Origin of the sequence: Rhodoferax lithotrophicus, from assembly GCF_019973615.1 — a bacterium.
Lineage (GTDB): Bacteria > Pseudomonadota > Gammaproteobacteria > Burkholderiales > Burkholderiaceae_C > Rhodoferax > Rhodoferax lithotrophicus.
In genome coordinates this window covers 2,928,553-2,950,604 of record NZ_AP024238.1, presented here as the reverse complement: position 1 = coordinate 2,950,604, position 22,052 = coordinate 2,928,553, and the positions used below count along the sequence as shown (strand labels likewise).

Annotated in this window: 21 protein-coding genes; 20 read left to right on the top strand and 1 reads right to left on the bottom strand. The window is 52.7% G+C overall.

Annotation, left to right across the window (positions count from 1 at the left end; genetic code table 11):
* Positions 1–2 precede the first annotated feature (2 nt).
* The 14 genes from rseP (at position 3) to LDN84_RS13560 (ending at position 15,532) form a co-directional block, all read left to right on the top strand.
* Positions 3–1,367, top strand: a complete 1,365-nt coding sequence (rseP, locus tag LDN84_RS13625; RefSeq protein ID WP_223903997.1) for an RIP metalloprotease RseP — start codon at positions 3–5, stop codon at positions 1,365–1,367.
* A gap of 44 nt (positions 1,368–1,411) precedes the next feature.
* Entirely contained in the window at positions 1,412–3,712 is a 2,301-nt protein-coding gene (gene bamA, locus LDN84_RS13620; RefSeq protein WP_223903996.1) for an outer membrane protein assembly factor BamA, read from the top strand.
* Entirely contained in the window at positions 3,712–4,224 is a 513-nt protein-coding gene (locus LDN84_RS13615) for an OmpH/Skp family outer membrane protein (RefSeq protein WP_223903995.1), read from the top strand. The genes bamA and LDN84_RS13615 overlap by 1 nt, the downstream gene beginning before the upstream one ends.
* A gap of 29 nt (positions 4,225–4,253) precedes the next feature.
* Positions 4,254–5,231, top strand: a complete 978-nt coding sequence (lpxD, locus tag LDN84_RS13610; protein ID WP_223903994.1) for a UDP-3-O-(3-hydroxymyristoyl)glucosamine N-acyltransferase — start codon at positions 4,254–4,256, stop codon at positions 5,229–5,231.
* A gap of 16 nt (positions 5,232–5,247) precedes the next feature.
* Positions 5,248–5,685 (top strand): 3-hydroxyacyl-ACP dehydratase FabZ, encoded by a 438-nt coding sequence (gene fabZ / locus LDN84_RS13605; RefSeq protein WP_223903993.1) that lies wholly within the window; start codon positions 5,248–5,250, stop codon positions 5,683–5,685.
* Between the two features lie 10 nt (positions 5,686–5,695).
* A complete protein-coding gene (gene lpxA, locus LDN84_RS13600; protein WP_223903992.1) occupies positions 5,696–6,490 on the top strand; it encodes an acyl-ACP--UDP-N-acetylglucosamine O-acyltransferase in 795 nt (264 codons plus the stop codon).
* Between the two features lie 14 nt (positions 6,491–6,504).
* On the top strand, positions 6,505–7,656 hold the full coding sequence (gene lpxB / locus LDN84_RS13595; RefSeq protein WP_223903991.1) for a lipid-A-disaccharide synthase: 1,152 nt from the start codon (positions 6,505–6,507) through the stop codon (positions 7,654–7,656).
* Between the two features lie 64 nt (positions 7,657–7,720).
* Positions 7,721–8,326, top strand: a complete 606-nt coding sequence (rnhB, locus tag LDN84_RS13590) for a ribonuclease HII (protein WP_223912997.1) — start codon at positions 7,721–7,723, stop codon at positions 8,324–8,326.
* On the top strand, positions 8,323–9,108 hold the full coding sequence (locus LDN84_RS13585) for a TrmH family RNA methyltransferase (protein WP_223903990.1): 786 nt from the start codon (positions 8,323–8,325) through the stop codon (positions 9,106–9,108). Before rnhB ends, LDN84_RS13585 begins: the two co-directional genes overlap by 4 nt.
* Before the next feature lie 176 nt (positions 9,109–9,284).
* Positions 9,285–10,472: a glutamine-hydrolyzing carbamoyl-phosphate synthase small subunit gene (gene carA / locus LDN84_RS13580; protein WP_223903989.1), complete on the top strand. Its 1,188-nt coding sequence runs from the start codon at positions 9,285–9,287 to the stop codon at positions 10,470–10,472.
* Positions 10,469–11,158 carry a leucine efflux protein LeuE gene (gene leuE, locus LDN84_RS13575; protein ID WP_223903988.1) on the top strand — a complete coding sequence of 230 codons (690 nt, stop codon included), beginning with the start codon at positions 10,469–10,471 and terminating at the stop codon, positions 11,156–11,158. Before carA ends, leuE begins: the two co-directional genes overlap by 4 nt.
* Before the next feature lie 55 nt (positions 11,159–11,213).
* On the top strand, positions 11,214–14,516 hold the full coding sequence (carB, locus tag LDN84_RS13570) for a carbamoyl-phosphate synthase large subunit (protein ID WP_223903987.1): 3,303 nt from the start codon (positions 11,214–11,216) through the stop codon (positions 14,514–14,516).
* A 115-nt stretch (positions 14,517–14,631) separates the two neighbouring features.
* The gene (greA, locus tag LDN84_RS13565; protein ID WP_223903986.1) at positions 14,632–15,108 is read left to right on the top strand and encodes a transcription elongation factor GreA; all 477 of its coding nucleotides are present in this window, start codon (positions 14,632–14,634) and stop codon (positions 15,106–15,108) included.
* A 4-nt stretch (positions 15,109–15,112) separates the two neighbouring features.
* Positions 15,113–15,532 carry a DUF4149 domain-containing protein gene (locus tag LDN84_RS13560; protein ID WP_223903985.1) on the top strand — a complete coding sequence of 140 codons (420 nt, stop codon included), beginning with the start codon at positions 15,113–15,115 and terminating at the stop codon, positions 15,530–15,532.
* Positions 15,533–15,599: 67 nt separating this feature from the next.
* On the opposite strand, the gene LDN84_RS13555 is transcribed toward LDN84_RS13560, so the two are convergent.
* Entirely contained in the window at positions 15,600–16,073 is a 474-nt protein-coding gene (locus LDN84_RS13555; RefSeq protein WP_223903984.1) for a YhbY family RNA-binding protein, read from the bottom strand.
* Positions 16,074–16,168: 95 nt separating this feature from the next.
* Between LDN84_RS13555 and LDN84_RS13550 the strand changes: the two genes are divergently transcribed.
* The 6 genes from LDN84_RS13550 (at position 16,169) to LDN84_RS13525 (ending at position 22,050) form a co-directional block, all read left to right on the top strand.
* Entirely contained in the window at positions 16,169–16,843 is a 675-nt protein-coding gene (locus tag LDN84_RS13550) for an RlmE family RNA methyltransferase (protein WP_223903983.1), read from the top strand.
* A gap of 121 nt (positions 16,844–16,964) precedes the next feature.
* Positions 16,965–18,884: an ATP-dependent zinc metalloprotease FtsH gene (gene ftsH / locus LDN84_RS13545; RefSeq protein WP_223903982.1), complete on the top strand. Its 1,920-nt coding sequence runs from the start codon at positions 16,965–16,967 to the stop codon at positions 18,882–18,884.
* Positions 18,885–18,941: 57 nt separating this feature from the next.
* Positions 18,942–19,802 (top strand): dihydropteroate synthase, encoded by an 861-nt coding sequence (gene folP, locus LDN84_RS13540; protein WP_223903981.1) that lies wholly within the window; start codon positions 18,942–18,944, stop codon positions 19,800–19,802.
* A 36-nt stretch (positions 19,803–19,838) separates the two neighbouring features.
* Positions 19,839–21,170: a phosphoglucosamine mutase gene (gene glmM, locus LDN84_RS13535; RefSeq protein ID WP_223903980.1), complete on the top strand. Its 1,332-nt coding sequence runs from the start codon at positions 19,839–19,841 to the stop codon at positions 21,168–21,170.
* 13 nt (positions 21,171–21,183) lie between these two features.
* Entirely contained in the window at positions 21,184–21,681 is a 498-nt protein-coding gene (locus LDN84_RS13530) for a GNAT family N-acetyltransferase (RefSeq protein ID WP_223903979.1), read from the top strand.
* A gap of 36 nt (positions 21,682–21,717) precedes the next feature.
* Positions 21,718–22,050: a hypothetical protein gene (locus LDN84_RS13525; protein WP_223903978.1), complete on the top strand. Its 333-nt coding sequence runs from the start codon at positions 21,718–21,720 to the stop codon at positions 22,048–22,050.
* Positions 22,051–22,052 lie beyond the last annotated feature (2 nt).

Below are 22,052 nucleotides of genomic sequence, written 5' to 3'. Positions count from 1 at the left end.
CTATGTTGACCTTGCCAGCGTTCATCTTGGCGATCGCATTGCTGATTGCCGTTCATGAATATGGCCATTACCGCATGGCGTTGGCTTGTGGTGTGCAAGTGTTGCGGTTTTCTTTAGGCTTCGGCAAACCGATATACCGTTGGAAAATTCAGAATTCGGACACCGAGTTTGTATTGGCGCTTTTTCCTCTCGGTGGATATGTCAAGATGCTCGATGAGCGTGAAGCTCCTGTGGCAGCTGAGTTGCGGCATCTGGCATTTAATACACAACCCTTGAGTCGTCGTGCGGCAATTGTGGCTGCAGGTCCATTGGCCAATCTTGGCCTGGCAGTTTTGCTCTATGCCTGTGTCAACTGGCTGGGTGTTGAGCTACCCGCACCAGTTTTGAGTCGGCCTGAATCTCAAACTCTTGCGAGTCAAGCGGGTTTGATAGGAGGGGAACGTGTGCTTCGCGCAGGATTCGTGGGACAAGCGTTGTTGCCTGTTCAGTCGTTTGAAGACTTGCGCTGGACATTGACCCGTGGCAGTCTTCAAGCTGAAGATATTCAACTGGTGGTTAATCCTGCCAATTCCAAGGATGAGCGCGATGTGATACTGCGCCTTTCCTCGTTTCCTCAGGCTGAGGTGGATACACACCTGTTTTCCAGGATAGGCATTCTGGGCCCGTTCAGTCGCCCCATGATTGGCCAGTTACTTGCTGATGGTGCAGCCGAACAGGCAGGTCTGAGGGATGGTGATGAGGTCATCCGCGTCAATGATCAGCCTATGGTGGATGGTCAGCAATTGCGTCAATGGATTCGTCAATCCGGTGCGAAGGGTTCCGTCACCGTGCAGACATGGGAAATTTTGCGAAATGATCAAATTCAGCATCTTTCTGTGACACCGCAGGTCGTCACAGAGGGTGGCCAGTTGATAGGGCGTATCGGCGCATATGTGGGAGCCCCCCCTGAGATGATCTTGATTCGATATGGGGTACTTGAGGGTATAGGGCAGGCGGCCGTAAAAACATGGGAAGTCTCTGCTTTGACACTGAAAATGATGGGCAGGATGCTCATCGGCGAAGCTTCTATCAAAAATATCAGCGGCCCTCTGACCATTGCAGAATATGCGGGCAAATCTGCGGGTTTGGGATTGACGCAATATTTGATTTTTTTGGCTCTGATCAGTGTCAGTTTAGGTGTTCTGAACTTGTTGCCATTGCCAATTTTGGATGGTGGACACCTGATGTATTATCTTTGGGAGGGAGTTACCGGCAAGCCGGTCTCCGAGGCATGGATGGAGCGTCTTCAACGGGGTGGCATGGCTGTGCTGATGCTTATGATGCTTATCGCTTTGTTCAATGACATTTCCCGTCTATTCGCTTTTTGAGTCAGGATACGTGAGGTATCGACTCGTTTACTGGTTTTAAAAAAATGCAATTTGATAGCTTTCATTTAAAGATGCTTTCCAAGCTCGTAGCTTTGACTTTGGTTGCACAGTCAGCTTGGGCCGTAGATCCATTTACGGTGCGTGACATTCGCATTGAAGGACTGCAACGTGTGGAACCAGGGACAGTATTTGTGTCGATGCCGGTCAGGGTCGGGGATTTGTACAACGATGACAAAGGCTCAGCGACCATCCGTTCGCTGTTTGGCTTGGGTTTATTCAAGGATGTGCGCCTTGAAGTTAATGGTGATGTGCTGGTGGTTGTGGTTGAAGAGCGCCCAACGGTAGCCAATGTCGAATTTGTCGGAACAAAAGAATTTGATAAAGATGTGTTGGTTAAGTCATTGCGTGACGTGGGCTTGTCAGATGGCCGTCCTTTTGACAAGGCGCAGCTTGATCGGGCAGAGCAAGAGCTTAAGCGCCAGTACATCAATCGCAGCCTCTATGCTGCACAGGTTGTGACCACAGTGACACCAATAGAACGTAATCGTGTGAACCTCACCTTTACAGTGATAGAAGGCGAACCAGCCAAAATCAGTGAAATTCACATTGTGGGCAACAAGGTATTTGATGAACCTACATTGCGCAAATTGTTTGATCTTGATACAGGTGGTTGGTTGAGTTGGTATACCAAATCCAACCGCTATTCACGAGCCAAACTCAATGCAGACATTGAAACATTACGCTCTTATTACCTGACCCGTGGTTATTTAGAATTTCAGGTGGATTCAACACAGGTCAGCATCTTGCCTAATAAAACCGATATCGGCATCACGATCAATGTGTCAGAGGGTGAGCGTTTTGTGGTTTCCAGCATTAAATTGGCTGGTAACTATCTTGGAAAAGACGATGAATTTAAATCTTTGGTGACGATCCGCCCTGGGCAAGCCTTTAATGCCGATGAGGTAGCCAAGACCACGAAAGCGTTTACTGATTATTTTGGTAACTTTGGTTACGCCTTTGCCCGTGTTGAGTCTAAGCCCGAAATTGACCGAGTGAATAATCGTGTAGCTTTGGTGCTCCAAGCGAATCCTTCAAGGCGCGCTTATGTACGCAACATCAACGTGGCAGGAAATACTCGAACGCGAGATGTGGTGGTGCGACGCGAGTTTCGTCAATTAGAAGCCTCTTGGTACGACGGTGACAAAATTCGTTTGTCTCGTGATCGGGTTGATCGTTTGGGCTACTTTGGTGATGTCGCTATTGAAACCCAGGAGGTTCCAGGTTCGCCTGATCAGGTCGATTTGACGATCAACGTCACTGAAAAACCCACAGGCAGCTTGAGTTTGGGGGCTGGCTTTTCAAGCGGCGATGGTTTGGGGCTGTCTTTTGGCTTGAAACAGGAGAATGCTTTTGGTTCAGGTAACTCTCTGGGCGTTCAGTTAAATACCAGCAAAGTGAACCGTGTGGTGGTGTTCAATACCACTGACCCCTATTTCACAGAGGATGGTGTGTCTCGTACCTACGATCTGTACCACAAGACCAGCAGCCCCTACCAGGATCAGAATTATTACCAGCTTGTAACTTCAGGTCTGGGTGTGCGTTTTGGTGTGCCTTTTACCGAAATTGATACGGTGTTTTTTGGTGCTGGTCTTGAGCGAACCACGATTGTTCCCGGCACTCTATTACCCACCTCTTATCAAGTTTATGCCAATGAATATGGCTACACCAGTACCGCAGTACCGTTTACGGCTGGGTGGGCGCGTGACAGCCGAGATAGTTCCTTAGCGCCGACACAAGGTCGTTTTCAGCGTGTTAATGGTGAATGGTCATTTGCTGGTGATGCCAAGTACCTGCGTACGACCTACCAATTTCAGCAATATGTTCCTTTAAGCAAGCAATACACGGCAGCCTTGAATGCAGAGGTAGGAGTGGGGAGTGCTTCGGGTGGACGTTCATTTCCGGTATTCAAAAGTTTTTATGGCGGTGGTCTTGGTTCTGTGCGGGGTTTCGAACAAGGTAGCTTGGGGCCCAAAGACGTGAGTGGCACCGTGGTTGGTGGCTCCCGCAAACTGAATGTCAACATGGAGGTCTTGGCTCCCTTCCCTGGTGCCGGCAATGATCGTACCTTGCGTATGTATGGTTTTTTTGATGTTGGTATGGTGGGTGGACCCGATGGAGGTCTAGCTATCAATGCAGATGCCAGTAGCCTGCGTTCATCTGTGGGGGTTGGCATCAGCTGGATTTCTCCGGTGGGCCCATTGCGTCTGGCTTTTGCCAAGGCGTTGCGCAAGTTCGACGGCGATAGAATCCAAAGTATGCAATTTCAAATTGGGACAAGTTTCTGATGAATCATTTTCTACATCGTTTTTGTGCTCTGCTTGTGCTGGGCTTTTACCTTTCAGCTGCACATGCTCAAGAGGTTCGTTTGGGTTTTGTCAGTACCGAGCGGGTTTTAAAGGAAGCCAGTACGGCCAAAGCGGCACAAACCAAACTTGAGCAGGAATTTTCAAAACGCGAAAAAGAGCTGGTTGACCAAGGGGCCAATATCAAGTCCATGGCGGACAAGCTGGAGCGCGACGCACCTACGTTGCCTGAAACTCAGCGTCAAACACGCCAAAAGCAACTATTGGAACTGGATCGTGATTTCCAGAGAAAGCGCCGTGAATTCCAGGAGGACCTGAATGCACGTAAAAATGAAGAATTGCAGTTGGTCATTCAACGTGCCAACAAGGTGATCAAAGACATTGCTGTGGCAGAGAAGTATGACTTTATCTTTCAAGATGCGGTGTATTTCAATCCACGCAATGACATTACGGACAAAGTCATCAAAGCTCTCAACGCATCTGCTGTCAAGTAAAGGCAAGTTTAGGCGGTTGGTGCTTATCCATGCGTTTGTCATTTATTGTTGATGCCTTGGGTGGTGAGTTGTATGGAGACCCCGCCCTTCTGATTGAAGGCTTGGCTCCGCTTGAAACTGCCCATGCTGGGCAGTTAAGTTTTTTGAGTCACCCTAAATACCAGCATCAACTAACCTCAACTCAAGCCTCTTGTGTCATTGTCAGTGCAAGCTTTGAATCGGTAGCCCGTGCCCGCGGGGCATGCATCGTTACAGATCAACCTTATTTGTACTTTGCGCGGCTCACACAACTGTGGAAAAAAAACTTGCCAGTGCATGACAAACCGCAATGTCATCCGAGTGCAGTGATTGACCCTTTGGCCACCATTCATCCGAGTGCCCGTATTGGCGCGCTGTGTGTGGTTGAGGCGGGAGCGGTTATTGGGGCCTATACCGAGCTTAAATCACGCGTGACTGTGTCCGAAAATTGTGTGATTGGTGAGCGTTGCTTGTTGCACCCCGGTGTAGTGATTGGTGCTGATGGGTTTGGTTTTGCCCCCAACGCTGGGGCATGGGAAAAAATAGAGCAGCTTGGGGCCGTGCGCATTGGTAATGATGTCGAAATTGGTGCCAACACCTGTATTGACCGTGGTGCCTTGCAAGATACGGTGATCGAGGATGGTGTCAAGCTCGACAACTTGGTACAGATTGGCCACAACGTGCACATTGGTCAGCATACAGCCATGGCGGGGTGTGTTGGTGTGGCCGGCAGTGCTCATATTGGGGCGCACTGCACCGTGGGTGGTGGGGCGATTGTGCTGGGACATTTGACGCTGGCTGATGGTGTCAACATCTCTGCAGCAAGCGTAGCTACACGCTCCATCCGTCAGCCAGGCCATTACACCGGCATGTTTCCGATTGATGACAATGCTACCTGGGAAAAAAATGCCGTCTCACTCAAGCACCTAGCTCAATTGCGTGAGCGTGTACGTGCGCTTGAAGCTCAATTAATTGATTTGAAACACTAAAAAAGAACATCGTTGTATGGATATCTACAAAATTCTCACCAAACTTCCGCATCGTTATCCCTTTTTACTGGTTGATCGTGTACTGGAAATTGACAAGGGTAAAACCATCAAGGCACTGAAAAACGTCACCATCAACGAGCCTTTCTTTCAAGGACATTTCCCCTATCGCCCGGTGATGCCCGGAGTTTTGATGCTTGAAGCCTTGGCTCAGGCGGCGGCCCTGTTGGCTTTTGATGCCATGGAATCCGCTGCTACCGACGATACCGTTTATTACTTTGCGGGTATGGAAGGCGTGCGTTTCAAGCGGCCAGTGGAACCAGGAGACCAGTTGATACTTGAAGTTGCGCTGCTACGTATGAAAGCCGGTATTTTTAAGTTCCAATCGCGTGCTTTGGTGGATGGAGACGTGGCGGTGGAAGCTGAACTCACATGCGCCATTCGCAAAATAGCCTGAGGTCAGGGCTTTGACAACAATTCACGCCACCGCTTTGGTTGACCCTGCTGCTGAACTTGACAGTTCGGTCACAGTGGGGCCGTACACCGTGATTGGTCCACACGTCAAAATTGGCGCAGGAACCACGGTTGGCCCGCATTGTGTGATTGAAGGGCATACCACCATTGGGCAAGACAACCGGATTTTTCAGTTTGCTTCCCTTGGGGCCATTCCTCAGGACAAAAAATACGCGGGTGAACCGTGTGAACTGGTCATTGGCCACCGCAACACCATCCGTGAGTTTTGTACTTTCAATATTGGTTCACCCGGTGATGTGGGGGTAACCCGTGTCGGTGATGACAACTGGCTGATGGCTTACGTCCATCTGGCCCATGATTGTCAGGTGGGTAACCAAACCATTTTTGCCAACAATTCGCAGTTGGCTGGTCATGTGCATGTGGGTGATTGGGCCATTTTGGGCGGTTTCACCGTGGTGCACCAGTTTGTGCGGATTGGGGCCCACAGCATGACTGCCATGTGTACGTTGCTGTTTGCCGACTTGCCGCCTTTTGTGATGTGCCAGGGGCAGCCTGCAGCGGCACGTTCCATGAACTTTGAGGGCTTACGCCGACGTGGTTACTCGCCAGAGCGCATCAGCGCCGTCAAGGCCATGCACAAGGCGCTTTACCGCGATGACCTGACCTTGCAGGCAGCTCGTGAGCGCATTGCGGAGTTGGACGAAAACTGCCCTGAGTGCACACCAGATGTCCAGATGATGCTCACTTTTTTGGAGCAATCTTCGCCGCAGCGCGGCATTGTCCGCTAACCTTGGCTGACTTCATGAAATTGGCTGCGCTGGTCGCGGGTGAAACTTCTGGCGATCTTCTTGCAGGCTTGCTGCTTGACGGCTTGAAGCAGCAATGGCCAACGTTGTCCACGGCCGGAATTGGTGGCCCACAGATGGCCAAACGTGGTTTTCAGGCCTGGTGGGCACACGACACACTCTCGGTACATGGTTTTGGCTGGGAAGTCTTGCGGCGCTACCGCGAGATTGTGGGTATCCGCCGCCAGCTGAAAGAGCGTTTGTTACAGCACCACCCGGATATTTTTATCGGCGTAGACGCACCGGATTTCAACCTTGATCTGGAAGCTGACCTGAAGGCCCAGGGCATCAAGACGGTGCATTTTGTTTGCCCCTCCATTTGGGCCTGGCGCCCCGAGCGGGTAGAAAAAATCAAACGCAGTGTTGACCATGTGCTGTGTATTTTTCCGTTTGAGCCTGAATTGTTGGCCCGGCACGGCATTGCGGCCACCTATGTCGGGCATCCTCTGGCCAATGTGATCCCTCTGCAGCCTGATCGGGTAGCAGCGCGTGCCAAGCTGGGTTTGACGACGAATGACCCGGTGGTGGCCATTCTGCCAGGTAGTCGGGAATCCGAGATACGGCATCTTGCTTTAAGGTTTTTTCAGGCGGCAGCCCTTATAAAACAAGCGCAATCAGCTACAAAGTTCATAGTACCTGCCATTCCTTCACTGCGCCAAAAAATTGAGGCCGCTGCCCGCGCCAGTGGTCTGGGGGATGATGTTTTACAAGTGATTGACGGGCAATCACATACCGTGCTGGCCGCTTGTGATGTCACCTTGATCGCCAGTGGAACCGCAACGCTGGAAGCGGCGTTGTTCAAGCGCCCGATGGTGATTGCCTACCGCATGGGTGCTGTATCCTGGCGCATCATGCGACGCAAAAAACTGCAGCCCTGGGTGGGTCTGCCAAATATCCTGTGCCGTGACTTTGTGGTGCCCGAGCTGTTGCAGGATGTCGCTACTCCGCAGGCCTTGGCGCAAGAAGTTTTGTGCTGGCTTGGCGCAATCAACTCAGAGCCTGAGAAAATAGCTGCTCTTGAACAACGATTTACCGCGCTGCATCATGAGCTGCAGCGTGACACTCCCAAGCTAGCTGCCCATGCCATCGCGCAACTCCTCCAAAATTAAAGTGACCATCGTCAAGCCAACTGTCACACGCGCGCTGCGAAAAGGTGTGGTGGTGCAGGCCAGCATGCAGCAAGTGGCTTTGCAGTGGGGTGCCCACGGCCTGATTGCTGGCGTTGATGAGGCTGGGCGCGGCCCGCTGGCGGGTCCGGTGGTGGCGGCTGCCGTGATCCTGGATGAGCTGCATCCAATCAAAGGCTTGGCAGACTCCAAAAAACTCACCGCGCGGAAACGGGAGCAACTGTTTGACGAGATTCGAGCCAAAGCGCTTTGTTGTTCTGTAGCGCAGGCTAGTGTGCAGGAAATTGATGAGTTGAACATTTTGCAGGCCACTTTGTTAGCCATGCGCCGTGCCGTTCAGGGTTTGCGTCTGTCACCCAAACTGGTTCTTGTCGATGGCAATCGCTTGCCTGTTTTGCCGATGCGGGCCGAGGCTGTGATCAAAGGTGATGCGTTGGTGGCAGCGATTTCGGCGGCCTCCATTTTGGCCAAGGTCACTCGTGACCGCTGGTGTGAGGACTATGACCAACAGTTTCCGGCTTATGGCTTTGCCAAGCACAAAGGTTATGGCACTGCGGCCCATCTGGCAGCTTTGAGTGAGCAGGGGGCTTGCCCGGAGCATCGCACCAGTTTTCGGCCGGTGGCCGAAGTGTTGGCTAAAGGCTTGGCATGAACGCCCCGTTGTGGATCAGTTCGCGTGACAACGCATTCGTCAAGGATTTGAAGAAACTCGCCCATGGCAGCACCGAATACCGCAAGCAGCAGCGTGTCTGGGCAGAGGGTGATCATCTGGTGCGCGCCGCCATGGCGCGGGGAAAACAACCCGCAATTGGCATTTTTTCAGAGTCTTTTTGGCCTCTAGCGCCCATTGAATATGCGCAAGCAGCTCTTAAAAATATAGTAATCTCTGATGTTTTGTACGATTCAATAAGTGCACTGGAGTCGCCCTCAAGGATGGGATTTCTGTTTGATATGGCTCAGGTGCCAGCAATCCAGTCTGGTGTGGCCACGGTAGTGCTGGATCGTGTGCAGGATGCTGGCAATGTGGGGGCGATTTTGCGCAGTGCCTCGGCCTTTGGTTTTAAGCAAATTATTGCGTTCAAAGGAAGTGCTGCACTTTGGTCGCCCAAAGTCTTGCGCGCCGGCATGGGGGCCCACTGGGGTTTGCAATTGATTGAAGGTGCGGATCTGCGCTGTTTGTCTGAACTCCGGTTGCCGTTGTTGGTAACCAGCTCACATCGTGGTCACTATTTGCATCGGATGCTCTCAAATGGAGAGCTACCGATGCCCTGTGTGTGGGCGTTGGGGCATGAAGGTCAGGGTGTTGGTGCCGAACTGGAGGCACTTGCCAACCTGCATGTGCGAATTGCGCAGCCCGGTGGCGAAGAGTCTTTGAATGTGGCCACCGCTGCCGCCATTTGTTTGCACGCCAGTGCCACGGCACACTTGGGCTAAGGCTGTTTAAGGGGCACCGTGGGGGTGATATAGGGTTGCCCCTAGGCTATAATTTAGGGCAATTTTGCACCCGCGTACGCTCACAGCAGCTGTCCTTGCCCAATCCCATTTTGTCGCTACTTCAGGAAGGAATTCCTGTGTGCTTGGGCGTACCCGTAACCATTTCGGAGAACCCAGTGCTTTTGTCTCTCAAGGGAAATACCCCACCAGCCATTCTGGCGCTCGCAGACGGCACGGTCTATCAAGGCAATTCCATTGGAGCCACGGGCTCCACGGTGGGCGAGGTGGTGTTCAACACCTCCATGACCGGCTACCAGGAAATCCTCACAGACCCGAGCTACTGCCAGCAAATTGTCACCCTCACTTACCCCCATATCGGCAATTACGGTGTCAATACCCAAGATGTCGAGTCTGACCGCGTCCATGCGGCTGGCCTGATCATCAAAAATCTGCCGCTGCTGGCTTCCAACTTTCGCTCAGGTCAGCCCTTGGATGCCTATTTGCGCGAACAAGGCACAGTGGCGATTGCCAATCTTGACACCCGGCAGCTGACACGCCAGTTGCGCACTCAAGGCGCACAAAACGGCTGCATCCTGGCATTGGCTGAAGGTGAAGTGGTCACGCAGGCGGTGATAGACCGGGCGGTGGCCCTGGCCCAATCTGCGCCCAGCATGTCTGGCCTAGATTTGGCTCAGGTGGTGAGCGCCAAGGCTGGTTACCCATGGACACAAACCGAGTGGTCGTTGTCTTGTACGGAGCAGGATGGCCAACCTGGCTATGGTGAGCAAACTGCTCCGCGTTTTCATGTGGTAGCCTATGATTTTGGTGTCAAGAAAAACATTTTGCGCATGTTGGCGCAGCGTGGCTGCAAGGTCACGGTCGTCCCCGCCCAAACGCCTGCGGCAGAAGTGTTCAAACACCAGCCTGATGGCATTTTCTTGAGCAATGGCCCGGGTGATCCTGAGCCTTGTGACTACGCGATTGCTGCGGCAACCGAGCTGATCGAGTCCGGCATTCCCACTTTTGGCATTTGCCTGGGTCACCAGATCATGGCCTTGGCCAGTGGGGCCAAAACTTTCAAGATGAAATTTGGTCACCATGGGGCCAACCATCCGGTCAAAGACCTGGATACCGGCCGCGTCAGTATCACCAGTCAGAACCATGGTTTTGCGGTCGATGAAAAAACCTTGCCGACCAATTTGCGTGCCACCCATGTCAGCCTGTTTGACGGCACTTTGCAAGGTTTGGCTCGCACCGATAAGCCGGCATTTTGCTTCCAGGGTCACCCGGAAGCCTCGCCCGGACCGCATGACATCGGCTACCTGTTTGACCGGTTCATCACCTCGATGGAGTCACGCGGATGAGCTTTTACGGTGTCACCGACCTGTGGACTTACGTGATTGGTGCCTTTGGCATCATCTTGTTGCCTGGGCCAAATTCACTGTATGTACTGTCGGTAGCCACTGCGCGCGGAGTGCGGGCCGGATTCCAGGGAGCTTACGGTGTGTTTGTGGGTGACACCCTTTTGCTGATTTGCACCGGATTGGGCGCGGCGGGTGTCTTGCGCACCTACCCAGCCATGTTCATGGTGGTCAAGTACTTTGGCGCGGCTTACCTGACTTGGGTCGGATTGAACTTGCTGCGTTCGGCCCTGAAGGGTTGGCGTGTTCAGGCCGATGTGGTGGAGACGGTGGCCAGAATCTCCACTCCAGAAGCTTCATCTGCTGTGACCAGCACCACACATTTGCAACAGCCGTTCCGGCGTGCCTTGGTGATCAGTTTGCTCAATCCAAAAGCGATTTTGTTTTTGCTGTCGTTTTTTGTGCAGTTCATTGACCCCAGCTACGCGCAACCTGAAGTGCCGTTCTTGATTTTGAGCGCCATCTTGATGATCTTTAGCGCCTTGTACTTGTCGGCACTGATTTTTGCCGGGGCCAGGTTGGCGCAAGGCTTTGCCCGGCGCAAGAAGCTGTCAGCCAGTTTGTCTGGCATGGTAGGTGGTTTGTTCATGTGGTTCGGGGCCAAATTGGCCACCGCCAGCCTGAATTAATTTATTTGAAATTGCAGCTTGCGCTGCGTGTAAAACTAGAGAGCAGTTCTTCAACATGCCAAAACGTACCGACATTCAAAGCATCCTCATCATCGGCGCGGGCCCGATCATCATTGGACAAGCTTGCGAGTTTGATTATTCTGGCGTGCAGGCCTGCAAAGCCTTGCGCGAAGAGGGCTATAAAGTCATTTTGATCAACAGCAACCCGGCCACCATCATGACCGACCCGGCGACGGCCGATGTGACCTACATTGAGCCCATCACCTGGAAGACGGTTGAAAAAATCATTGCCAAAGAGCGCCCTGATGCCATTTTGCCCACCATGGGTGGTCAGACCGCGCTGAACTGTGCGCTGGATTTGTGGCACAACGGTGTGCTGGCCAAATATACCGGTGCGGCGACCGGCAAACCGGTGGAATTGATTGGCGCCAAGCCTGAGGCCATCGACAAGGCTGAAGACCGCCTCAAATTCAAAGATGCCATGACCAAAATTGGTCTGGGTTCAGCCCGTTCCGGCATCGCACACAGCATGGAAGAAGCCTGGGGTGTGCAAAAAACCGTGGGCTTCCCGACCGTGATTCGCCCCAGCTTCACCCTTGGCGGCACGGGTGGCGGCATTGCCTACAACCCGGAAGAGTTTGAAGTCATTTGCAAGCGTGGCCTGGAAGCCTCGCCCACCAATGAGCTGCTGATTGAAGAGTCGCTGTTGGGCTGGAAAGAGTATGAGATGGAAGTGGTGCGCGACACCGCAGACAACTGCATCATCGTTTGCTCGATTGAAAATCTGGACCCGATGGGGGTGCACACCGGCGACTCCATCACCGTGGCTCCGGCGCAGACCCTGACCGACAAGGAATACCAAATTCTGCGTAACGCCTCGTTGGCGGTGTTGCGTGAAATTGGGGTCGATACCGGGGGCTCCAACGTGCAGTTCTCCATCAACCCCAAAGATGGCCGCATGGTGGTGATTGAGATGAACCCACGGGTCAGCCGCTCGTCTGCATTGGCCTCCAAAGCCACCGGCTTCCCGATTGCCAAGGTGGCGGCCAAATTGGCGGTGGGTTACACGCTTGATGAACTCAAAAACGAGATCACCGGCGGCGCGACTCCGGCCAGTTTTGAGCCCAGCATTGACTACGTGGTCACCAAGGTGCCGCGTTTTGCGTTTGAGAAATTCCCAGCCGCTGACAGCCGCTTGACCACCCAGATGAAGTCGGTGGGCGAGGTCATGGCCATGGGCCGTACCTTCCAGGAATCCTTCCAGAAAGCTTTGCGTGGCCTGGAAGTGGGCGTGGATGGCATGAACGAAAAAACCCAGGATCGTGAGGTGCTGGAGCGCGAATTGGGTGAACCTGGCCCGGATCGCATCTGGTATGTGGGTGATGCCTTCGCTGCCGGTTGGAGCGTGGATGAGGTTTTCGAGATCACCAAAATTGATCGCTGGTTCCTGGTGCAGATTGAGCAGATTGTCCAAATTGAGCTGGAAATTGAGCGCCTGCCGCAGCCTGCTGTAGGCACGGCGCTGGATGCGATTGATGCCGCCACGCTGCGTGCGCTCAAGCAAAAAGGTTTTTCAGATCGTCGTCTGGCCAAACAATTCAAAACCACCGATGTCGCCGTGCGTGCCCGCCGCCATGCCTTGGGGGTTCGCCCGGTCTACAAGCGTGTGGACACCTGCGCGGCCGAATTTGCCACCAACACTGCCTACCTTTATTCCACCTATGAGGCAGAGGGCTCAGAGTGTGAATCGGCCCCTTCCGACAAAAAGAAAATCATGGTGCTCGGTGGTGGCCCCAACCGCATTGGCCAGGGCATTGAGTTTGACTATTGCTGCGTGCATGCGGCACTGGCCATGCGTGAAGATGGTTATGAGACCATCATGGTCAACTGCAACCCGGAAACCGTTTCGACCGATTACGACACCTCTGACCGCCTTTACTTCGAGCCCCTGACGCTGGAAGACGTGCTGGAAATTGTCGATAAAGAGAAGCCCTATGGTGTGATCGTCCAGTACGGTGGTCAAACTCCCTTGAAATTAGCGCTTGATTTGGAGGCCAATGGCGTGCCCATCATCGGCACCAGCCCCGACATGATTGATGCGGCTGAAGACCGAGAACGCTTCCAGAAACTGTTGCATGAATTAAAGCTGCGCCAACCGCCCAATGCCACCGCCCGCACTGAGCCTGAGGCCCTGGAAAAAGCCGCAGCCCTGGGTTACCCCCTGGTGGTGCGCCCCAGCTACGTGCTGGGTGGCCGGGCCATGGAAATTGTGCACGAGCAGCGTGATCTGGAGCGTTACATGCGTGAGGCTGTGAAAGTGTCACATGACTCGCCTGTGCTGTTGGATCGTTTCCTGAACGATGCCATCGAGTGTGATGTGGATTGTGTGCGTGATGCCACTGGCCAGACCTACATCGGTGGGGTCATGGAGCACATTGAACAGGCCGGCGTTCACAGCGGTGACTCAGCTTGCTCCTTGCCTCCGTACAGCTTGTGTGCTGCAACCGTCACCGAGATCAAACGCCAGACCGCAGCCATGGCACATGCCCTGAATGTGGTAGGCTTGATGAACGTGCAGTTTGCCATTCAGCATCTGGACGGGCAGGATGTGATTTTTGTGCTGGAGGTGAATCCGCGTGCCTCGCGCACCGTTCCCTTTGTCTCCAAAGCCACGGGGGTGCAACTGGCCAAGGTGGCGGCCCGCTGTATGGTGGGGCAAACCCTGGCCGCACAAGGCATCACCCGCGAGGCCAATCCGCCTTATTTCAGCGTCAAGGAAGCGGTCTTTCCGTTTGTGAAGTTCCCTGGGGTTGACACCATTTTGGGCCCGGAAATGAAGTCCACCGGCGAAGTCATGGGGGTTGGCAAGACTTTTGGTGAGGCTTTTGTGAAGTCACAATTGGGGGCTGGTTGCAAACTGCCGCGTCCATTCACGGCAACAGGTGAACCTTCCGGGAAAGTTTTCTTGTCGGTGAAAAATAACGACAAAAACCGTGCGATTGAAGTTGCACGTGCATTAGTAGCTATGGACTTTGTAGTGATTGCCACCAAGGGAACCGCTGCGTCCATCAATGCTGCGGGGGTGCCCTGTGGCGTGGTCAACAAAGTCACTGAAGGTCGTCCGCATATTGTGGATATGCTCAAGAACAATGAGATCGTGCTGGTCATCAACACGGTCGAAGAGCGCCGCAACGCCATTGCCGATTCGCGCCAGATTCGTACCTCTGCGTTGCTGGCTCAGGTTACAACCTTCACCACCATAGCCGGAGCCGAAGCTGCGGTGGAAGGTATGCGTTATATGGATCAGCTGGATGTGATTTCGGTTCAGGAAATGCATGCACAACTGCTGAGTACCTGATCAGGGTGTTGATTGGGTGAATTTGCCGTGTGAATCACGGCATAATTCACACCTGCCGCCGGACTTGAACGTTCGGCGGTTTTATTTTGTAGACCTAATTTTCCCGGAGTTTCAAGTGGCGACCCTTCCAATTACCAAACGCGGTGCCGACAAACTCAAGGCCGAGTTGCATCAACTCAAGGCGTTTGAGCGTCCGGCAGTCATCAGTGCCATTGCCGAAGCGCGAGCCCAAGGTGACTTGAGCGAAAACGCGGAATATGAGGCCGCCAAAGACAAGCAAGGTTTTGTCGAAGGCCGGATTCAGGAAATCGAAGGCAAATTGTCAGTGGCGCAGATCATTGATCCATCCGAACTGGATGCCGGTGGCCGTGTGGTGTTTGGTACCACGGTAGAACTCGAAGATGAAGAAACCGGTCAAAAAGTCACCTACCAAATTGTGGGAGAAGATGAGGCTGATCTCAAGCTTGGGTTAATCAATATCAACAGCCCGATTGCACGCGCCTTGATTGGCAAGGAGGAAGGTGATGTGGCTGAAGTTCAGGCACCTGGGGGCTTGCGTCGCTATGAAGTGATTGTGGTTCGGTACTGCTAGATTAATGAAGCTAAACCTGCCAGATGTGAGTCTTTGGATCGTTGCTCTTTGGTGGGGAGCTTTGACAGTTGTAGGCTTTGGCGTGGTTCCCATGCTGTTTGCCAACCTGTCCACACCGGCAATAGCGGGTGCCATGGCAGCTAAATTGTTTTCTGCGTTAAATTGGCTAACGGTGATTTGTGGTGTCTTGCTGATGATCATTTTTAGATCAAATCAGCCTGCAGAGCTTGAAAATAAAGCGTATCCAGCTATTTTTTTTGTAATGATAGGGATGCTGACGGCACTTTTGCTCGAGTTTGCGATTGCGCCACGTATTGTTGCTCGACAGGATTTGCGCTTGTGGCACAGCGTAGGTACGGGACTTTACGTATTGCAGTGGGTTTGCGCCACGGTCACATTCAGAAAAATTTCCAGTAGATCTTAAATTGTAGAGCGGGGCAGAACACCCCGTCTGTTTGGATACCGCTCAGCATAAAGATGCTGCAATCGATTTAATCCTGATTACGTTTTTTGATGCTGACAGGTTTGCGTTTGGCTCGCTTGATTTGTCCACCTGTGGTGAGGCGCTGGTTGCCCAATACCCGCAGGGTTTTGACTTCTGGGCGTTGACCACCCCGTTTACTGAACTTGAGTACCTTGACATCCCTGGGGGCGGGCATACGGTCTTCATCGATAGCCTTTTCGCGCTCGGGTTGGGGACGCCATAACACCAGCAATTTGCCGATGTGTTGAATGGGGGCTGCATTGAGCTCGTCGGCCAGTGTTTGAAACATGGCTTCGCGGGCCACACGATCATCTGAAAACACACGAACTTTGATGAGTCCATGTGCATTCAGTGCCGCGTCGGCTTCTTTTTTAACGGCGGCGGTCAAGCCGTCGCCACCCACCATCACCACCGGGTCAAGGTGATGGGCTTCGGCGCGGTGGACTTTACGTTGGGCTGGGGTCAGGAGTATTTGAGGCATGCCAGTATTATCGGTGAGACTTCCACTTTGTGGTCGGCCACCATTGTTTCGCGTTAAGCGAATGAAATGGATTGCATCCCAACACGTTAAATAACATGAAATCAGCAGTTAAAAGCAGCAAAGTCAATCGGGCCTGGCTTAATGACCACGTCAATGACACCTATGTCAAATTGGCCCAGAAAGACGGCTACCGGGCGCGTGCGGCTTACAAGTTGCAAGAGATCGACGAAACCCTGCATTTGATCAAGCCAGGTCAATTGGTAGTCGATCTGGGGTCCACACCTGGGGCATGGAGTCAGTATGTACGGCGCAAGCTGTCGCCCAGATCCGCCACGGGTGGAGGGGCTGCAACCGGTACGCTCAACGGAAAAATCGTCGCTTTAGATATTTTGCCGATGGAACCTATTGATGGCGTAGTGTTTATTCAAGGTGATATTCGGGAAGCGTCTGTGCTGGCTGAATTGGCTGAAAAAATTCAAGGTGAACGAGTAGATGTGGTGATTTCAGACATGGCACCCAATTTGTCGGGCATCAGCTCGGCGGATGCCGCCAGAGTGGAGCACTTGGTGGAGCTGGCCCTTGAGTTTGCACAAGATCACCTTAAACCGGAAGGTGCGTTGGTGGCCAAAGTCTTTCATGGGGGCAGTTATGACACTTTGTCCAAACGCTTCAGGGAAACTTTTGTGATGGTCAAACGCATCAAACCGAAAGCATCTCGTGACAGGTCGGCAGAAACCTTTTTAATTGGCATAGGCTTGAAAAATGGGTGAATTCCTTGCAAATGCTGTGGCTGAAGTGATCAACGGGCTGAGCGAACAGATTTGAAAAGCCTAAAATTCGCCTCAACTTGTCATCTTTTGTGTTGCTTACCTGTCTCTATTGGAGTTTCGCTTGAACAATCCATGGTTTTCAAAAATTGCGGTCTGGCTGGTGATTGCGATGGTGCTTTTCACCGTCTTCAAACAGTTTGATTCGCGTCCTACAGCCGGGGCTGGTTATCTGGGCTATTCTGATTTCCTGGAGGAGGTGCGTGGCAAACGCATCAAGAGCGCCATCATTCAGGAAGGTCAAAGCGGCACGGAAATTGTGGCCATCACCAGTGATGACCGCAAGGTGCGTACCACGGCCACTTACCTTGACCGTGGTTTGGTGGGTGATTTGATTGCCAATGATGTCAAGTTTGATGTTCGTCCGCGTGACGAAGGTTCCCTTTTGATGACACTGCTGGTGAGCTGGGGGCCCATGCTGTTGTTGATTGGTGTGTGGATTTATTTCATGCGTCAGATGCAAGGTGGTGGCAAGGGTGGTGCGTTCAGTTTTGGTAAAAGCAAGGCGCGTTTGTTGGATGAAAACACCAACACAGTGACTTTTGCCGATGTGGCTGGATGTGATGAAGCCAAAGAGGAGGTCAAAGAAGTCGTTGACTTTCTTAAAGATCCCTCCAAATTCCAGAAGCTTGGTGGTCGTATTCCTCGGGGTTTGTTATTGGTAGGGCCACCCGGCACCGGTAAAACCTTGTTGGCCAAATCGATTGCAGGCGAAGCCAAAGTACCCTTTTTCAGCATTTCTGGTTCGGATTTCGTGGAAATGTTTGTCGGCGTGGGCGCATCACGTGTGCGTGACATGTTTGAGAACGCCAAGAAAAATGCCCCATGCATCATCTTTATTGATGAAATTGATGCGGTCGGTCGCCAGCGTGGCGCTGGTTTGGGGGGCGGTAACGACGAGCGTGAACAAACCTTGAACCAGATGCTGGTGGAGATGGATGGGTTTGAGACCAATGTGGGTGTGATTGTGGTGGCTGCTACCAACCGGCCCGACATTCTGGATGCTGCTTTGCTGCGTCCAGGCCGTTTTGACCGCCAAGTGTATGTAACCTTGCCGGACATCCGTGGTCGTGAGCAGATTTTGAATGTACACATGCGCAAGGTACCTTTGAGCCAGGACGTGAATGCGGCGGTGATTGCTCGTGGTACTCCGGGCATGAGTGGTGCTGATCTGGCTAACCTGTGTAACGAGGCGGCTTTGATGGCTGCACGCAGAAATGCCCGTACGGTTGAAATGCAGGATTTTGAAAAAGCCAAAGACAAAATCCTGATGGGGCCGGAACGCAAGAGTATGGTCATGCCTGAAGAGGAGCGTCGCAATACGGCATACCACGAGTCGGGTCATGCCTTGATTGGCAAACTGCTTCCCAAATGTGATCCGGTGCATAAAGTGACCATCATTCCGCGTGGGCGTGCCTTGGGTGTGACGATGAGTTTGCCCGCGCAAGACCGCTACAGCTATGACAAAGATTTCATGCTCAACCAGATCAGCATGTTGTTTGGTGGTCGTATTGCTGAAGAAGTGTTCATGAACCAGATGACCACCGGTGCCAGCAACGACTTTGAGCGTGCCACTCAAATTGCACGTGACATGGTGATGCGTTATGGCATGACGGCAGCGCTTGGCCCGATGGTGTATGCCGAAAACGAAGGCGAAGTGTTTCTTGGCCGTTCGGTCACCAAGACTACCAACATGAGTGAGGAGACCATGCAAAAAGTGGACTCCGAAGTGCGTCGCATCATTGATGAGCAGTACGCTCTGGCGCGGCGTTTGATCGAGGAAAACAGCGACAAAATGCACACCATGGCCAAAGCATTGCTTGAATGGGAAACCATTGACAGTGATCAGCTGGATGACATCATGGCTGGCAAATTGCCACGTCCTCCCAAGGACTGGTCACCCCGTATTCCCCCAGCGGGTTCTGATAATGGTTCTGGCGGTTCTCCGGCCGTGCATGCCGAGGCAGCACCCCGCGCAGCTTAAGCAGCTACATCCATCAACGGGGCGCGAGCCCCGTTTTTCTTTTCCGAGAGAAGACACATGATTTGGCGAACCAGTCGTTTTGAGATCGACCTGAGGGAACCCAGAGTCATGGGGATCGTGAATGTTACCCCTGACTCTTTTTCTGATGGTGGACTTCACGGGTCAACTGCTTGCGCCCTGCGTCATTGTGAACAACTGCTGCTCGATGGCGCTGACATTCTGGACATCGGGGGTGAGTCATCACGCCCTGGAGCCCAACCACTGGGTGTTGAAGATGAGCTGGCCCGTGTGTTACCGGTGGTGCGTGATGCCGTCACACTCGGTGTACCCATCTCCGTAGACACCTACAAACCACAGGTGATGCAAGCCGTGCTGGATCTGGGGGCTGACATCATCAATGACATTTGGGCCTTGCGCTGGCAAGATCCTTGTTGTTCATTAAATGCTCAGCAGGTCGTCGCTGCTCATGCCCGTTGTGGTGTCTGTTTGATGCATATGCATCTGGAGCCGCAGACCATGCAGGTGCAGCCCATGCACGGTGATGTGGTGTCTCAGGTGCTCACATTTCTAGAGCTATCTGCGCTTGATTTACAAGCTCTAGGTGTCGAAAAGACCAGAATTATGCTAGACCCTGGTATTGGTTTCGGCAAGACCGTGGGCCAGAACTTTGCTTTACTCGCACATCAAACAGAGCTGCTGGAAATCGGTTACCCCTTGCTGGCCGGTTGGTCACGTAAATCGTCTTTGGCGGGTATGGGCGTTCATTCAGAACAAGGCGAAGAGTTGTCAGTACATCAGCGATTGGTGCCTAGTGTGGCTGCGGCATTATTGGCTGCTGAGCGTGGCGCTTCGGTGCTGCGAGTGCACGACGTGAAAGAAACGGTGCAAGCCCTGCATGTGCTGGCGGCCATACGATAATTCATTATTTATAGAAAGCCGTTCAAGGGAATACACATGACGAGACAGTTTTTTGGCACTGATGGCATACGTGGTACGGTTGGACAATCGCCCATTACGGCTGATTTTGTACTCAAGTTGGCTCATGCCGTGGGGCGTGTCCTGAAACGTACCGAGGTTAAACCTACCGTGTTGATTGGCAAAGATACCCGCATTTCAGGCTACATGCTGGAGAGTGCACTGGAGAGTGGGTTCAATTCTGCAGGTGTTGATGTGGTGCTGTTGGGGCCACTGCCAACCCCAGGTGTGGCCTATTTGACTCGGGCACAACGAGCTTCGTTGGGCGTAGTGATCAGCGCCAGTCATAACCCATTTGAAGACAATGGGATCAAGTTCTTCAGCGCACAAGGCACCAAATTACCCGATGCCTGGGAACGTGATGTGGAAGCTACCTTGCTTGAGCCACCGGTGTGGGTGGATTCCGTCAATCTGGGTAAATCGCGTCGACTTGAAGATGCTGCCGGACGTTATATTGAATTTTGCAAAAGCACGTTTGCCCATAATCTCACCCTCAAGGGTTTGCGCATTGTGGTGGATGCCGCCAATGGGGCCGCTTACAACATTGCCCCGAAAGTGTTCCACGAATTGGGTGCAGAAGTGATTGCCATTGGCTGCGCCCCGGACGGGTTAAACATCAACAAAGGAGTGGGTGCTACCCACCCTGAGGCGCTGATAGATGCGGTTAAAGCTCACCGAGCAGATCTTGGAGTGGCGCTTGATGGTGATGCTGACCGCTTGCAGTTGGTAGATGCCAAAGGGCGTCTGTTCAATGGTGATGAGTTGCTTTATCTGATTGTGGACGACAGACTGCGCCGCGGTGAACCTGTACCGGGAGTCGTTGGCACTTTGATGACAAATATGGCCGTTGAAGTGGCACTGAAATCACGGGGTGTTCAGTTTGTTCGTGCCAAGGTGGGTGATCGCTATGTGCTGGAAGAGCTTGAAAAGAACCAGTGGTTGCTAGGCGGGGAAGGATCTGGTCATCTCTTGGCACTGGACAAGCACACCACGGGTGATGGTTTGATTTCTGCGTTGCAAGTATTGCAAACCAGTGTACGCAGTGGCAAAAGCCTAGCTGATTTGCTCAACGATGTGGTGCTGTTTCCCCAGACGCTGATCAATATACGCTTGAAACCTGGGCAGGATTGGAAAAATAACCCCAACCTGGAGTCAGAAACACATGCTGTTGAGGCTGAGTTGGGGCAGAGTGGCCGTGTGTTGATCCGTGCCAGCGGAACTGAACCTTTGGTACGCGTGATGGTGGAGGCACGGGATGGGGCACAAGCCAAGGCCTGTGCTCAACGCATTGCCAGAACCATCAGTGCCTAAAGGATTGATGAACATGGTTACTCCGTTGAAAATTTGCCAAGCCGACTATGCCAATGTTCAGCATATGAATGCCTTGATTCAACTGCTTGATGGTTATGCACGCGACCCTATGGGTGGAGGCGAGCCCTTGTCTGAAGTTGCACGAACCAACTTACCCACTGCATTAGCAAGCCGTCCTTTCATGTTTAGCGTGCTGGCTTTTGATGATGCCCAAGGGGGTATGCCGGTAGGTTTGATCAATTGTGTGGAGGGTTTTTCAACCTTTGCTTGCAAACCCTTGGTCAACGTACATGATGTGGTGGTGGCATCCAGTCATCGTGGTCAACGCGTGGGCGAGCAGATGCTCAACTTTGTTGCACAGTTGGCGCGAGACCGTGGTGCTTGCAAGCTCACTTTGGAAGTGCTTGCTGGCAATACATCCGCCCAAAAGTTGTACCGGCGTGTGGGGTTTGAGAACTACCAACTTGATCCACGCATGGGTGAAGCCAAGTTCATGCAAAGGTGGCTCTAATCAAGTTGTTGGGTAGAGGCTGCTTAAAATGAATCTATGAATTGGCTTGGAAAGCTCCCCGGCTATCAGCGCACACCTTATGGCGTAGAGGTGCGTCTGTTGCGCATGTTGCCCAGCGGGTTGCTTGCGGGTGTGGTTTTACCTGCATGCATGTCGGCTCTCGCCAGACTGGTGTTCAATCAGGGAACCTCCGCCGAGATTGAACACAACCTCCAGACGTTTGATTTTGTAATGGTTGGCTTGGCTGTATTTATCTGGATTGCTTCCTTGACAGTGGCCATTGGCTGCGTCATTGTGTGGCTGATGAAAGGCCCTGCTTATGTGGCCGATGGCTATAACGTTTCGGACAGCGATAAACCCAAGATCTAATG

Bases quoted from the DNA above. Each gene is read 5' to 3' on its own strand.
- LDN84_RS13615 (WP_223903995.1), top strand. From the start codon at position 3,712: ATGAATCATTTTCTACATCGTTTTTGTGCTCTGCTTGTGCTGGGCTTT.
- lpxB (WP_223903991.1), top strand. From the start codon at position 6,505: ATGAAATTGGCTGCGCTGGTCGCGGGTGAAACTTCTGGCGATCTTCTT.
- glmM (WP_223903980.1), top strand. From the start codon at position 19,839: ATGACGAGACAGTTTTTTGGCACTGATGGCATACGTGGTACGGTTGGA.
- LDN84_RS13560 (WP_223903985.1), top strand. From the start codon at position 15,113: ATGAAGCTAAACCTGCCAGATGTGAGTCTTTGGATCGTTGCTCTTTGG.
- LDN84_RS13550 (WP_223903983.1), top strand. From the start codon at position 16,169: ATGAAATCAGCAGTTAAAAGCAGCAAAGTCAATCGGGCCTGGCTTAAT.
- LDN84_RS13585 (WP_223903990.1), top strand. From the start codon at position 8,323: ATGAACGCCCCGTTGTGGATCAGTTCGCGTGACAACGCATTCGTCAAG.
- bamA (WP_223903996.1), top strand. From the start codon at position 1,412: ATGCAATTTGATAGCTTTCATTTAAAGATGCTTTCCAAGCTCGTAGCT.
- rseP (WP_223903997.1), top strand. From the start codon at position 3: ATGTTGACCTTGCCAGCGTTCATCTTGGCGATCGCATTGCTGATTGCC.
- fabZ (WP_223903993.1), top strand. From the start codon at position 5,248: ATGGATATCTACAAAATTCTCACCAAACTTCCGCATCGTTATCCCTTT.
- rnhB (WP_223912997.1), top strand. From the start codon at position 7,721: ATGCAGCAAGTGGCTTTGCAGTGGGGTGCCCACGGCCTGATTGCTGGC.
- lpxD (WP_223903994.1), top strand. From the start codon at position 4,254: ATGCGTTTGTCATTTATTGTTGATGCCTTGGGTGGTGAGTTGTATGGA.
- folP (WP_223903981.1), top strand. From the start codon at position 18,942: ATGATTTGGCGAACCAGTCGTTTTGAGATCGACCTGAGGGAACCCAGA.
- LDN84_RS13530 (WP_223903979.1), top strand. From the start codon at position 21,184: ATGGTTACTCCGTTGAAAATTTGCCAAGCCGACTATGCCAATGTTCAG.
- LDN84_RS13555 (WP_223903984.1), bottom strand. From the start codon at position 16,073: ATGCCTCAAATACTCCTGACCCCAGCCCAACGTAAAGTCCACCGCGCC.
- LDN84_RS13525 (WP_223903978.1), top strand. From the start codon at position 21,718: ATGAATTGGCTTGGAAAGCTCCCCGGCTATCAGCGCACACCTTATGGC.
- carB (WP_223903987.1), top strand. From the start codon at position 11,214: ATGCCAAAACGTACCGACATTCAAAGCATCCTCATCATCGGCGCGGGC.
- leuE (WP_223903988.1), top strand. From the start codon at position 10,469: ATGAGCTTTTACGGTGTCACCGACCTGTGGACTTACGTGATTGGTGCC.